This window comes from Hugenholtzia roseola DSM 9546 (assembly GCF_000422585.1).
Lineage (GTDB): Bacteria > Bacteroidota > Bacteroidia > Cytophagales > Bernardetiaceae > Hugenholtzia > Hugenholtzia roseola.
In genome coordinates this window covers 143764-158184 of the sequence record NZ_KE383882.1, presented here as the reverse complement: position 1 = coordinate 158184, position 14421 = coordinate 143764, and the positions used below count along the sequence as shown (strand labels likewise).

Below are 14421 nucleotides of genomic sequence, written 5' to 3'. Positions count from 1 at the left end.
CAAAATTGCGATAAAATTTCTGTTATCGCAGACGAAAGCGAGCAGTTTGGGCAATCTACTTTTTTACTTCTGTTATTTTTAGCATCATAAAAAAGATAAAAAGCTCATTTTCGCTTCAAAGCGGCTGTTTTGCTGCGCCCTTCCAAGTTTGCGTGTTGTCAGATTTAGCCTTGTTGTGTTTTGGCGCGATTTTCTTTGAACGAAACTCGACAGGAGAGCAGGGTAATATCGTCGGCAAAACCATTGTTTCCCCGAAAGGAATTGAGATAGGAAAAGAGCTTTTCGTGCAACTTTTCTTGATTGAGGTGGTAGTAGCGCGTGATGTAGGTAATGAGCGATTCTTCGCCAAATTCCTGCCCGTCTTCGTTGGAGGTTTCGGTAAAGCCGTCGGTAAAACAAAAGAGTAAAAATTCGTCCATCTCTTCTAAGGTCGCCAAAGTTAGAAAGGGCAGGTCTTTGAAAATACCCAGAATGGTAGTTCCCTCTTGCAGGCTATGCACTTCGGTTTGGCTACGAAATAATAAGGGCGCGTTGTGTCCTGCATTGATGTAAGTGGCGGTATGGTTCTTTTTGTCATAGATAAAGAAAAAAGCGGTGATAAAATTTTCACCCCCCGAATTTTCTATAATCAGGCTATTGAGTTCAAGGACAATTTTTTTCAAATCATCAGTCTGACGCGCCAAAGTGCGCAAACCTGCCTGAAAGTTCGACATCAAAATAGCCGCAGGCACGCCCTTGCCCGATACATCTGCCACACAGACCAAAAAACGATTTTCGTCTATGCGGATATAGTCGTAATAGTCGCCTCCCAAATTGTGGTGTGGCTGATAGCTGGCTTGGATAGAAATTTGGTCGGTATGGGGCAAAGTCTTGGGTAGCAATAAAGTCTGTACCTCTTGTGCAATTTTGAGCTGTTGGTTGATGGCATCTTGCTCCTTTTGCTTACGTGCCAACTTTTTGTTTTCTACCGCCACGACGATAATATTGGTCAGTGCCTCGATATAGTCTAAACTTACGTTGAGTTCCTCTTGGTCTAAATGGTCGGTCAGGATTCTACCTATAAAAAGATACGCCAACACTTCTGTTTTGTGGCGCACAGGCAGTAAGTAAGAAAAATCGTTAAAAGGAAGGTCTAAATCCAACGCGGCACAGGCAATAGGCTCACGTACCGCCAATACGCTTTCAGGTAGTTCCGCCCCCTGATAATTAGCCTGCTGCTCTCCGCTTTGATGCCACGCACGCACTTTCCAAGTTTGGTCTTTTACAAATAAGACAAACTTCGAGATGCTCATATTCGAGCGCAGAGTTAGGTGGTAAAGGCGAAAGAGTGCCTCTTCGGGGGCATTGTTGTTGATAGAACGGATAGTTTCTATCAGCGCATTGCGTTCTAATTCGCGGCGGCGGAGTTTGAGGTTTGTTATCTCTTGAAGCATAAAAGCGCGGATTTTGGCACGTGATAGGAAGGCACAAAAGGGCTTATTTATTTGAAGGCAAAAGCGAGTAGGGTGTCCTTTGCCAAGACCAACGGCTGTAGGTTGTTTCGATAAGCAAGATACAATTTTTTTTCTAAAAAAAGCCCTTTGCTACGAAAAACTTTTTAAAAGGTTGCTTTGGGCGCGTAATTTTTTCCCTTTTTTTACAAATTTAAGCCGCTGCCGCTTCAAACCGAAAAAAAATGATACACGAGGTTTGGAATCTTGATAAAAATTTTGCAACTTAGACTTCACACCAAATTAAAGAACCCCTAATTTCATTATGTCAACTTTTACAAGTCCTACCACATTTTTGAGGGTTTCACTTTTTTTGTTTCTCCTTTGGGGTTTGAGTGCTATCGCTGTGCTTTCCGCCCAAGACCAACAAAATTCAAACCTATATCAATTTTCATTAGAAGATTTTTCAAATCCTACCCAAAGTCAAAAAAGCGTAACTGTGGCTTCGAATCTGCTGCAAAGTTCGGAAAAACAACCAGCTTCCGTAACCACAATTTCGCGCCAATGGCTGCACACTTCGGGCGCACGTACCCTTTCCGAAGCCCTGATGCTCTTTGTACCCGGTTTTTTTCTGGTAGAAGACCAAGATGATGTCATTGCTGGCTTTCGCGGATTAGCTCCCGACAACAATTCGAAGGTGCTGCTGCTCATCAACGGACAAAGCCTCAACACTGAATTTTTTTGGGGTCCTGCCGATGCCATTCTCAATTCCGCCAACTTCGACTACATCGAGCGCATTGAAGTCATCAGAGGGGCTGGTTCGGTTACTTTGGGGCAGGGTGCGCTTTTGGGCGTTATCAATATCATTACTCGACAGGGCAATGATTTAAACAACCAACAAAGTTTGGCGCAGGGCAGCATGAATATTGGCGTTGGGCAAAATACTTTCCTGCATGGCAGTGCTGATGTGCAGGTAAATACGCACGAGCTAAAAAGTTATTTCTATCTTTCCACAAACCGTTATGAAGGACAAACGCTTAGGCGCGAGGGCTGGACAGTTGCACAAAACAATCAAGGCTATGCAGGTGGGCAGGTCGCCGATATTGGCTTGCGCCTAAAAAGGGCGGAAAATGTTACAATGGTTGGGGTTTTGAGCTATAAAGATTTCACACTCAACGCTTTACATACCAATCAAACCCGCGATTTATACAATTTCTTTCGCGATAGAAATGTCTTCAATCAGAGTCTAACCGCCATTACAGGTTCGTATAGAAAAAACCTAACCGCACGCCTGCTGCTTCAAGCCGACCTTTCCTACCAAAAAGACCTATTTGCGCTCTATTCCGTCGTCGGTACTGCTATGGGCGGCACGCGCGAAGACCGTTTTGGAGGTAAAATTTTGCTTACCGCAAATGAATGGATTGCCAAAAACAAAATCGCGATAGGGGCAGAGGTCAAACGCTTTGAGATGGGAAAAGCCAATGCGCAAAACAATAACTTTATCGCCAACGTCATCGGCACTTTCGACCCTATCACCGCCAACGATTCCCTTACGATGGGCTTTCGTAAGGATATTCACCTGATAAGCCTCTTTGCAGAAAATCTGTACAGTCCCAACGATAAGCTCGACCTTTTTGCTGCCCTGCGTTACGACAATCACCCCTTTTGGGGCAACAACCTTTCGCCGCGTGTCGGTGCTATTTATAGCCCAAAAGAAAAATGGCAACTGCGCCTTTCCTATCAGGCTGGTTTTAGGGGAGCAGTGGGGCTGCATTACACAGGTGGCTACCGCTTAGATGGCTTCTTGCGTGCCGAAAACTACAATCGTGTGGAAACGGCTGCCATTGGCGGAGCAGGGCAAGATGGCTTGCAGATGGAGCGCAACATTCCTACCACTTTGCCCGAACGCATGCACAACATAGAAGCGGCTCTTTCTTATCAAATTTCGTCTTCTTTTCAGTTTAATACCGTACTCTTTTTCAACCGCATCTCAAACGTAATTGATGTAGGGGTCATTTATCGCGACCCTAATCAGATGCCACTAACCGCTATCGGAACAGATGTCGCAGGCGATTGGAATGGCTTTTGGTTTTTCAAAAATACACCAGGTGCCTTCAATCAGATAGGGGCAGAAAGCACCCTTTCTTACCAAAATAAGGCGCAAAATTTGAGCCTACGCCTCTCGCAGGCTTGGGTGCGCGTGTTGGGTGCTACACAGGCACAGCGCGAATTGGCACAGAACCAAAACAGTATGTATTTAGCTGCAAATGAAAGTGGAGAATTACATTTCAAAGCCTATCCCGAAAATATCATACGCGCTCACCTGCACTATAAGCCAATGAAAAAGTTGGGTTTTGCCCTTCATGCCCTCTGGTATAGCCGCTGGTACTCGCCCATAGGCAGTGTGTCGGAAGGTGGTCTATTGTTCAATGCAGGTTTGAATTGGGAAATCTCCACACGATTGACTTGGACGCTAAATGTTAAAAATCTGCTCAATATGCAATCGCTCTACCCAATGAATAGCAATGCAGGAGGTCCCGATGTTTCGCCCGGTACGCCTGCTTGGGAAGGCAGAACCTTATGGGCAAATCTAAGGCTTTTGTTCTAAATCCGATGAATGTTGGATTCTACAAAAAACTTGTGTTGTAAAATTTTTTTCAACCTAATTTCGGACAAGGCACTGCCTTGTCCCTACAAAGGGTATTTCGCACGAAGCTGGAGCTTCGTGCTACTATATGAGAGCTGAAAATTGTCGAGCCTATTTCTTTTATTTTGATTCTCTTGCTACAATTTGAGAATCTTCCTATGAATGATAGCATCGGGCAGGCGTATTTGTAGGTGATAAATACCTGCCGCCAAAAGTCCTAAGTCGAAAGTGTATTGTTTGCCCTTGACCAATTCTTTTGAGGTAAGTATAATTTCCTTGCCCGTTTGGTCTGTGAAGACAATGTAAGTTTCTTGCGCTTTTTCGCTATCGATATACACCTGCAAAATGTCGCGCGTAGGATTTGGGTAAATCAAGATGGCATACTTACCATCTTCCACAGCACTGATGATAGGCGTATCCAAGACGGTGATATGGCGCGAAAGCGTATCGGTGCAGCCGAGCAGGTCTTGTGTAATGAGGTCGATTTGATACTCGCCTGCGGCTTCATAGGTAAGGCGTGGATTTTCCTCTTGGCTCATTCTGCCATCGCCAAAGAACCAATACCAATTCAAAGCCCTTTCACTGCGATTTTCTAAGACTAAGGTATCTCTATAAAAGCGATTGATGGTATCGCGACTCATTTGAAAGTCGCTCTTAGGTTTGGAAAATTGAATACGTATCCTTTTGGCAGGACTTTCTATCATAGAGTCGATATTAGTTACGAAAAGGGTTTTTTCTTCGAAAATCCAACCCAAATCATAAAAACGCCCTTGGTGAATGGGAGTGCTGCTAAATTCGGAGTCATAGAAACGGAAATTTGTACCACCCTGCGGCGTTAGGCGAATAGAATCGCCCCTACAAATGGTTCTATCAGCCAATGTCGGCATGGGCGAGCGGCGAAAAGCCGTAACTACTTTTTCAGCTATCCCAACACAACCATCTACGTCGGTCATGGTCAGGCGGACGGTATAAATGCCTTGTGCAGCGTAGGTATGGGCAGGATTTCGCTCGGTGGCGGTATTGCCATCACCAAATTCCCAAAACCACTGACGCGCTAATTGGCTTTCGTCGCGAAATTGTAAGGGACGGTTTTCATCTAAATTTACTTCGCGCTCTACTGCAAAATTTGCCACTGCTTGGCGGAAGACCACTTCAATTTTGACCTTATCGCTTTCTATTCTATTGTCCATATTGCTCACCCAAACGGTAAATCTGCCTTCGGTAGGCATAGGAATAGCATAATTCCTACCGATATGAAAAGGCTCTGTATCATTTGGGTTTCGGTAAAATCTGAAAATGATGCCGTTGGTAGGTGCAATCGTAAAAGGCTCGCCTTTGCATTTGTAGGAAAGAAGCGGAAAAATAGGCGTGGGGCTTTTCCTACCTACTTTATAGACACGTTTGAGAACAGAAACACAACCCAAATTGTCGCGCACGCGAAGCGTAACTTCATAGTCGCCTTCCTGTGCATATTCGTGATAGACCTGTGAGCCATACGCCAAAGGTGAGCCATCGCCAAAATTCCACTCTCTTAGGGTAATGAAATTGCGGCTTTCGGTGCGGTCTATAAAGACGACATCAGAAAACAAAATGGTATCGTATTGTGGAATGGCATCAAATTCAGGGTTTAGCAAAGAGCGCGTGATGCGAACTTCCATAGGCAAACTTTCATAACCATTTACAACTTGTGTAACCAGTACCTGCGTCAGCAGTGGGTCATCTATCCAAAGCGAATCCGACTCCTGCAAAAGAATAGAAGGGTTGTTTTTATCATAAAGCCTCAAAATATTGAGCGAAGGCTGTGTGAGCAAAATGGGCTGTTGCCAACAAGCAGTATAGAGCCTCTGTAAGGTAGGCGGTGCGGGACGGTCTATTACCGTAACCACTTTTGAAGTAGTAGCCGAGCAGCCTATGGCATCTACCACTGTAAGCGTTACGGTGTAAGTGCCTGCCTGCGCGTAGGCATGGGAAGGGTTTTGTTGGGAAGAGCCAAATCCATCGCCAAAAGACCAAGTCCAAGATACGGCATTGGCACTTAATCCATAAAAATTCATCGCACTCGAATCGGTCTTATTAAAGAGAGAAGCCGACACAATGGCGACATTCGTGCCTGTTCCTGCATAAAAACGCGCCGCTTTATAGCCTCCTTCTAAGGTAGAATCTACACAAGTGATGTAATAGAGTTCGCCCAGTTCGCTATCAGGCAGATTGTAGGTCGTTCCGATATGAACAGGTGTTTCGGTATTGTCGTGCCTATAAAACCTAAAATTTGTACCCCCATTAGGCGCAATCGTATAAGGAGGATTGCCGCAAAAGGTGCTATCTACTTCGGGGGTAGGGCTAAGAGAGGTTTGTGGATTTTCTGCTATCGTTGCGCCGTCGATGAAATTTCTAACCTGCGCTAAGGTATTCGAAATGGCAAGGGCAAAGCGCACTGTCCTTTTTTCATTGGGTAGGAAATTGAAAAGTACCGTCCCAACTACATGCGCAACATCGTTGCCACTAACCGAAAAACCTGCCTGTGTGCGTCCTACCCGCTGTGAAAGGGTCGAGAATTTTTCGGAGCGCAAAAAGCCGTCTGTTACATTTATGTTGCTGCCGCCGACATTGGTTAGGTCGAGGGCAAAGTAAGTGCGTGGCGTGTTTTCCAACATCTTGACTCCTGCATGCAAGCCCCCTGCCTGATAGACATAGCCCATGCCACGTGTGTTGTCCCAGTCGGCTAAATTATTGCTTTTGTTTTGAATGTCCCAATCTAAGTACAGACCTACTAACATCGAATCTTGCAGGCTACCCGTCAGATTTTCAATTTCATATTCTACGATAACGTATTGATGATGAGGCGTATTGGTTTTACCTCTCACTATTTGTTTTACTGCAATTCCCACAGGCGGAGCTGCGCCTACGGTATCGGTATAGAGGGTCTGCGCTTCGGTATAAAAAGGCTCTTGCGCCGTCAGGTGGGGCGATTCGAGCATCTTAAAGTCCTCATCTTTGATGATAGTAGGCAGATTTGTCAGGACATTGTTCGAAACTTGGGTAGGATTCAGAGCGACGATTAAGCCGCCTTCGTTCAATACCTTTTGTCCGTTGAAATTGATGCCCATGCCTTGTGAATTGTAGAGGTCGTAATGCCCTTGTCGGCTATTTCCGCTTACAGTGAGGCTGATTCTATTAAAATCCACATTGATAAAGCCCGAATTGATGCGAATGGGGAGGTATTGATAATCGGTATAACCCCCTACGTCTGTAAATTCGAAGCGCAACTTGACCGTTAAGTCATTGGGCGCGTCAGCGGCTACTACAAATCGGAAGGGCAAATTTGGCGTTTGTGTCCCTTTGAGTTGCATTTCTGCCATTGCACCCAAAGAAAAGGTATCATCTAAAAAAGTAAGGAAAGGGGAATTGGTAGAAACCGTTACGGCGGCGTTGGTGGTAGGATTGAGATAATTGATAAAATCGGCGTGCAGCGTTACGGTATCGCCCGAAAAAATATAACCTGCCTGTGCGGTTTGGGGGTAAATCTCATCTACGCGGATACTTTTGGCGGTATTCCGCAAAGACAATGCTTTGAAAACATTGAGCCTGCCTGTGCCTAATTTTTCCACAAAGGCTGCATTTGCCGCAATGCCATAAGTGTTGTCGGTAGTGGCGCGGACGAGCATATTGGCTTGCATGGCGTTTAGTTCGGGGAAAGCCGAGCGCACCAGCGCGACTGCGCCTGCCGCCATGGGCGAAGCAAAGGAAGAGCCTGTTGCGCTCACGTAAGCACCTGTAAAGCGCGTCGTGAAGACCTGCCTACCCGGTGCCATAAGGTCTATATTGGTGCTAAACGTGCCGGGACTATGCCTTTGGTCGGCAGAATTGGTATGCACCACAGAAAGAGCGTATTTGTAGGAAGCGGGGTAGAAATCCCATTCTGCGGTCGTATTGCCTGCTGCTGCTACTACGGAAACATTTTTTACCAACGTTACATAGGTGATAATATCCTGCTCCCATTGAAAGCCCAAATTAGGTCTGCCCAAAGATAGATTTAAGACGGTACAGCCATTTTCAGCTCCATACAAAATGGCATCATAAGTATTGACAATCTGACCCAAAACGTTCATAACGCGCAAAGGCATCAGGCGTACTTTATTTCCTACCGCAGCAATTCCTACGCCGTTATTGGTTTCACAAGCCGCCATGCCTGCTACGGCAGTGCCATGATTGTGAACTTCGAAGGAATTGGGGTTCATATCGCCAAAATTATAGCCCAAAGAATCATCTACAAAACCATTGCCATCATCATCTACGCCCAAAACGCCATATCGCTCGGCGTGATTGTACTTCATAGCACCATCTAAATCTATGTGGTCGTATTTGATGCCTGTATCAATAATTCCCACTACAACGCTTGTGTCGCCCTGATGTAGCCCCCAAGCGTCATAGACTTGGCAGCGATTCAGATGCCATTGGCTGCCGATAGAAGGGTCGTTGGGTATGAAAGGTGGCGGCGGCGAAAGCATAAGTTGGTGCGTATAAATCGGTTCGGCGTATTCTACCCAACTTTGGGCGGCATAGTTTTGCAGGGCGCGGTCTAAATCTTGCTCGGAGGAAAGTGTAATTTCATAGAGATTGTATAACGCAATTTCTTGCGCCAATTTTCGTTTTTCTGGCGAAAGGCTCGCATAATTGGCTGCCGTCATCTGGGCATACTTGTTGTCGATGCGCTCCAAAGCCACACCTGCCCCCTTTTCAAGGGTCTGCAAAAAGCCCACAGATTTGGCAAGCGTTTCAGGCGAATGGTCGGCACTGCTCCCTAAGGCATTTCTCTTTATCTTGACCATGAGTTTGTTTGGCACGCGCACAATATCGGGGTTGGGAAGGGTCTGCGCTTCTACTTTTGGCATCAAAACCGAAAAAATAGCAAGACAGAAAAGAAACAATCTTTTTTGTGCCTGCGTCAGGGAAGAGCCAATTTGTTTGTCCCATATTTTTTTGTGTTGTTTTTGATTTTTCTTTTCGCCCGAAAAGCGCGAAAGAAAATCTATAAGACCAACCATTTTCATACAATTCTTGGTAAAATTATTCAAAATTTACTTGTAGGATTTTTGTGATGAAAGTATGAGCGTGATGGCACAAAAATTTGAAATTTACTTTTTTTACACTTTATCTTTCAAACTGTATTTTGAGCCACGCCGAAAGTACGCCCTTGTTTTAGACCTTTTTTTTAGACCCTTGTCTTAGAAAAGGGTTCGAGTCATGGAAACGATTTTTGCAAAGGTATTGTTGCAAAAGGTTTTCCCCTATGGCTTAAAGGTAGTAAATATTTGAGAATAAAGCAAATAAGGGGCAAAAAATAGCTGCCCCGAAGCATTTTTCAAGGAAAGAAGCGAAACAAAAAGTTGCATTTTATCGCGCTTCTCCAAATCTTGAAACAAGGCTATTCTGCATCTTGGCTCTGGTATTTTTCGGCTTTCTGATGCTCTATGCGCACACGCACCCTGCGAATACGGGTCTTATCTACGCTTTCTACCACAAAGTGCAAAGGCGCGAAGCTCACCTGCTCGCCTTTGATGGGCATTTTTTCAAATAGTTCTAAAAGCAAACCGCCTAAGGTTTCGCTTTCGCCACGTACAGATTCTATCAAACTCAAATCCAAACCTATCACCCTACAAAAATCATTGAGCGGAATTTTTGCCTCAAAAATGTAGTTGGTTTCGTTAATGCGATTGAATAATTTTTCCTCCTCGTCATCAAATTCGTCATTTATATCGCCTACAATCTCCTCAATGACATCTTCGAGCGTAACCAGCCCCGAAGTACCGCCATATTCATCTACAACGATTCCCAAATGGATATGAGTAGATTGAAACTGTTTGAAGACTTCATTTATTTTTTTATATTCAGGAATACGCAAAGGATTCGGCTTGATGAGTTTTGTCCAATCAAAATGATTGTCATGCTCTAAATGTAAAAGCAAATCTTTGGCATACAAAATTCCTACTACGTTGTCTAAGGTATCTTCATAGATGGGGATACGCGAGTAGCCACTTTCGCGAATGAGTTTGACCATCTCCAAATAGGGCGTTTTGAGGGAAGCCGCCGTCATGTCCATGCGCGAGGTCATGATTTGTTTGGCTGTAATTTGTCCGAAATTGATAACGCCTTTGAGAATATTGCGGGCTTCGTCGGAGGCTTCGTCTTGGGTTGTGATTTCTAAGGCTTGGTTTAAATCTTCTACCGAAATTCGCGCCCTTTGTTTATTTTTTTTCAAACGCCGCTCTAAATAATCGCCTAAAAAAGCCAGCAGCCACGCAAAAGGGCGTAGGCTCGAAGCCAGAAATAACATCGGGCGGCTCATCTTACGGGCAAAAGACAACATTCGCTGCCGCGCCACCACTTTGGGAATGACCTCGCCGAAAAAGACTATCGCCGCCGTTACGAGCATCGTTACAAAGACAACTATCCAGCCCTGATTGTCTTTGCCTGCAATTTGCCACATCATATAAGTAGAGATGACCACAATCGCCACATTGACCAAATTATTGAGCAATAAAATAGTGGCTAACAGCATTTTCTGATTATCGAGCAGGCGCAAAATGGCTTTGTCCGTAACTTTGGTACTATCCTTACAAATCTCTAATTCTTTTTGTGTTAGTGAAAAAAAGGCTACTTCCGAGCCAGAAATCATGGCAGAGGAAAAAAGTAGGAGAATCAAGATGATACTTTCTAATAAATAGACTTGCAAGATAGCCCAATCTATTTGAAGAAGTGCCGCAAGTAATAAAAAAGACGCTGATACAGGGTCGCCGTCCAAGGGATATAGGAGTTTAGTACAACAAAAGCCTACGAAAAGTAAAGTTTTGCTTTTCAGAAAGCAAAGATAAAAAAAAATAGAAACAAAACGCCCTTCGAGAGAATTTTGCCCCCCAAGCGAACTTAAAAGACAAGCCCTTTGTTTTTTTACCGCTTCCCAATTTGAGAGGCGAACTTTTTTAGACCCAAAAGAAGCAATCTCTACCCTGCAAACCTCCTTCAAACGTTATGCTCGAAAACAATGCTATCACACACACCCTCATACCCGAAGCCTTGCGCCATTTAGAAGAAAAGCACGACATCAAAATCCTCTATGCGGTAGAAAGTGGTAGCCGCGCTTGGGGGTTTGCCTCCGCTAATAGCGATTGGGACGTGCGCTACCTCTACCTTCACAAGCCCGATTGGTATTTGAGCATTGACGAAAAAAAAGACAGCCTCGAAACCTTTTTGCCACACGACCTCGACTTATCGGGTTGGGAACTTCGCAAGGCTCTCAATCTCTTCAAAAAATCCAATCCCGCCCTTTTGGAATGGCTGCAAAGTCCTCTTATTTATGCAGAAAATGGCGAAACAGCCGAAAAATTGCGCCTACTCACTGCACAATATTTCAATGCCAAAGCCTGCCTGCACCACTACCTCAATATGGCGATAAATAATTACAAGGGCTATCTACAAAAAGAGCAGGTGCGTGTGAAAAAGTATTTTTATGTATTGCGCCCGCTTTTAGCCTGCGACTACATTCGCCTTCACGATGGCATGATTCCCGTCGAGTTTGAAACGCTTTTAAACCAAGTACTCTTAAATCAAGCACCTCTCGAAAACGAAGTAAAAGGAGAGATAGAAAAGTTAGTGGTCAGGAAAAGGGCAGGCGAAGAATTGACGGAAGAGTCACAAAATGCAATCTTGAATCATTTTATAGATGAAAAGATTGAATTTTATCACCAATATCTGAAAAAGGTAGAAAGCCCCAAACAGCCCGATAACACTGCCTTGAACCAACTTTTTAGAGAAATATTGAAAAAGACCTGGGCATTGTAGTAGTCAAATTATACCTCATTTCATACCTCATTTTTCTCTATTTTTAAATACCCAAAAGCGCGTGCAAGCCCATGCAGGCTGCTAAGGCTGCCGTTTCGGTGCGTAAGCGCGTTTTGCCCAAACTCAATAATTGAAAATTGCAGGCAAGTGCGGCTTCTACCTCCTTTTCGGAAAAGCCGCCCTCTGCCCCAATCAAGATGCAGTAACTTTTTTGGGTAGGATTTTCAAGCTCTGCCACATACTGGGCTAAGGATTTTTGCGCCGTCATGTGTGCTATAAACTTCTGATTTTCAGCAGCATGCATAGCAAACTCGGCTACCGAAACAGGGGCATTGATCTGTGGTATGCGCACCTGCAAAGACTGTTTGGCTGCCGCAATCGCTTTTTTAAAGAGCCGCTCCGAATTAAGGTGTTGCCTTTCGGCGTATTGCGTGTCTAAAAAGCTAATTTGGTCTATGCCCATTTCAATGGCTTTTTCTAAAAAAAACTCGATGCGCTCGGTCTGTTTGGTAGGCGCAAGGGCAATGTGGAGCGTAAAATCGCGCAAGGGAGCAGGCGTTTCCACTGATACAATTTCTATGCGACAATCCTTGACGCTGGGCGAAAGCACACGCCCTACGGCTAATTTGCCTTTTGCGTCAGTTATCAAAATTTCATCTTGGCTCTGAATACGAAGCGTTTTGAGGTGCTTTGCCTCCTCGCCATCTAATTGTATCAAATCGCCAATTTTTAAATCGGGGTGAAAAAAGCGGTATTCGTTTGTTCGATGTGCCATTTTGGAAAAAGAAGAAGCCCTGCATAGGAATAGTACCTATACAAGGGCATTGAAATTGTGAGAAGATGCGTTTTTACTGTTTTTTGTATGATTTTTTAGACAAAAAATAGCATTTGTAGGTGCAATTTAATTTGCTTGGTCATCTACTTTGTCTAAATCCTCACCTTTCCCTTGTCCAATTTTGAGCAAAAGCGAAAAGCGCAAAGTTTCGGAAAGCGGATGTCTTTGTTGGCTTGGTATCCAATAAGCAACATCTAAGCCGAAGGACTGATAGCGCAAGCCTGCACCTAAGGAAAAAAACTTGCGATTGCCTTTAAACTGATTTTCATAGAAATAGCCTGCGCGAAGTGCCAAAAGATTGTTGTACCAATATTCTGCACCAATATTGACAATAACCTCCTGCAATTCTTCGCCAATGCCATCGGGGGCATCACCAAAGGAGCTAAAAATAGAAGACATCAAGGGTTGGTCTGCGCCATTGCGTACATTAGTTTCGGGCGTAGGAACGAGCAGTTTATTGAGGTCTAAGGCAAAAGTTAGTTTATTAAATTCGTCAAATTGAGCCGTAAAAGCCGAGCCAATTCGCAAGTTGGCAGGTAGGTAGTCGCGACGGGTAGGGTCGTTGTAGGAAATAGGCGCACCGATATTAGAGATATTCATACCAAAAGCCAAATCTGCGTCCATAGAATTGAGGTTGAGTTTGCTTTTGTAGAAAAGCGATAAATCTACGGCGGCAGTGTTGCCAGGGCGTGCGCCAGAGGCGTTGGGGTTGGTGGTAGAATTGGAAATATTGCCTGCCAAGTTGGAATGGATAAAACGCGCCGTACCTGCGATGCTCAATTTTTCGGAAAGTTGTTGTGCAAAAGTGGCATCAATCATGGCTTCGCGTGGGTTGAAAATCTGCAATTCGTTGCCCTGATTGTCGGTAAATTGTAGTTCGCCCATATTGAAATAGCGAAACGAAACGCCAACGGTTTGGCGGTCGGTCAGGCGGCGCGTAACGCCGATATAACTAATCCACATATCATTGACGAGGTTTGCTAACCAAGGCGAGTAGCCGATACCCAAAGTCCATTTATCTTCTATAAATGCCAATTTTGCAGGATTCCAATGCGCCGAAAACGCATCAGGCGAGGTAGCAACCCCTGTTTCGCCCATGCCTGCGCCACGTGCGTCGGGCGAGATGGTCAGAATAGGGACGGCGGTAGTGATAGCCCGACGCGCCGAGTTTATCCCAATAGGATTTTGTGCCTTTAAAGCAAAAGAGAAGGGCAATAAGCAGAGTGCCATCAAAACCTTATAGGCAGCCAAGCCTACGTGTGGCTTTTTTTTGCCCCAAACAAATAAAACTGACATATCAAAAGGGAAATAAAGGTGGAAACACTAAAATTAAAAGCGGTTGAATTGGGTATAAAGAAAACAACACCTATTTTTTTGCCATGAAGCTAAAAAATTAGCCTGCCAAAACCAAAAGGGGCTTTAAGACCCTTAGCGTTTTAAAAACTAAATTCAGACCGTTGGTAGAATTATTGCATCAAATTTCCGAAAAGGTTTTTAGTGTTTGCGAAAGAAGCCGCCCTGCAAACGAAGGCAGTTTTGGCACAAATTAAGCAAAGATTTATCAGAAAACGCAAAAAAAAGCCAAAGGGCTGCAAAAAAAAATGCAATTTTAGCCCTACAAAGAAGCACGAAAAAAAATAGTGGCACTTTGTCTTTAAAACAGCCTATTC

7 protein-coding genes are annotated in these 14421 nt (G+C 44.5%); 2 read left to right on the top strand and 5 right to left on the bottom strand.

The window, feature by feature from the left end; translation table 11 throughout:
- Positions 1–164: 164 nt before the first annotated feature.
- The gene (locus tag G500_RS0115535) at positions 165–1433 is read right to left on the bottom strand and encodes a PP2C family protein-serine/threonine phosphatase (protein WP_027003217.1); all 1269 of its coding nucleotides are present in this window, start codon (positions 1431–1433) and stop codon (positions 165–167) included.
- Between the two features lie 370 nt (positions 1434–1803).
- Here G500_RS0115535 and G500_RS0115525 point away from each other — a divergent pair, with 370 nt between their 5' ends.
- Positions 1804–4038, top strand: coding sequence for a TonB-dependent receptor plug domain-containing protein (locus tag G500_RS0115525; protein ID WP_211220166.1), 2235 nt, complete (start codon positions 1804–1806; stop codon positions 4036–4038).
- 176 nt (positions 4039–4214) lie between these two features.
- On the opposite strand, the gene G500_RS26280 is transcribed toward G500_RS0115525, so the two are convergent.
- Both G500_RS26280 and gldE read right to left on the bottom strand, forming a co-directional pair.
- On the bottom strand, positions 4215–9122 hold the full coding sequence (locus G500_RS26280; RefSeq protein WP_161626147.1) for a PKD domain-containing protein: 4908 nt from the start codon (positions 9120–9122) through the stop codon (positions 4215–4217).
- 380 nt (positions 9123–9502) lie between these two features.
- On the bottom strand, positions 9503–10879 hold the full coding sequence (gldE, locus tag G500_RS23815) for a gliding motility-associated protein GldE (protein ID WP_035757731.1): 1377 nt from the start codon (positions 10877–10879) through the stop codon (positions 9503–9505).
- A gap of 227 nt (positions 10880–11106) precedes the next feature.
- On the opposite strand from gldE, the gene G500_RS0115500 reads away from it, so the two are divergent.
- Positions 11107–11916 carry a nucleotidyltransferase domain-containing protein gene (locus G500_RS0115500; RefSeq protein WP_051203721.1) on the top strand — a complete coding sequence of 270 codons (810 nt, stop codon included), beginning with the start codon at positions 11107–11109 and terminating at the stop codon, positions 11914–11916.
- 43 nt (positions 11917–11959) lie between these two features.
- Here the strand turns inward: G500_RS0115500 and G500_RS0115495 are convergent, their stop codons facing one another.
- Together G500_RS0115495 and porV are read right to left on the bottom strand one after the other, a co-directional pair.
- A complete protein-coding gene (locus G500_RS0115495) occupies positions 11960–12691 on the bottom strand; it encodes an RsmE family RNA methyltransferase (RefSeq protein WP_035757660.1) in 732 nt (243 codons plus the stop codon).
- A 126-nt stretch (positions 12692–12817) separates the two neighbouring features.
- Positions 12818–14047 carry a type IX secretion system outer membrane channel protein PorV gene (porV, locus tag G500_RS23810; RefSeq protein WP_051203720.1) on the bottom strand — a complete coding sequence of 410 codons (1230 nt, stop codon included), beginning with the start codon at positions 14045–14047 and terminating at the stop codon, positions 12818–12820.
- Between the last annotated feature and the right edge of the window lie 374 nt (positions 14048–14421).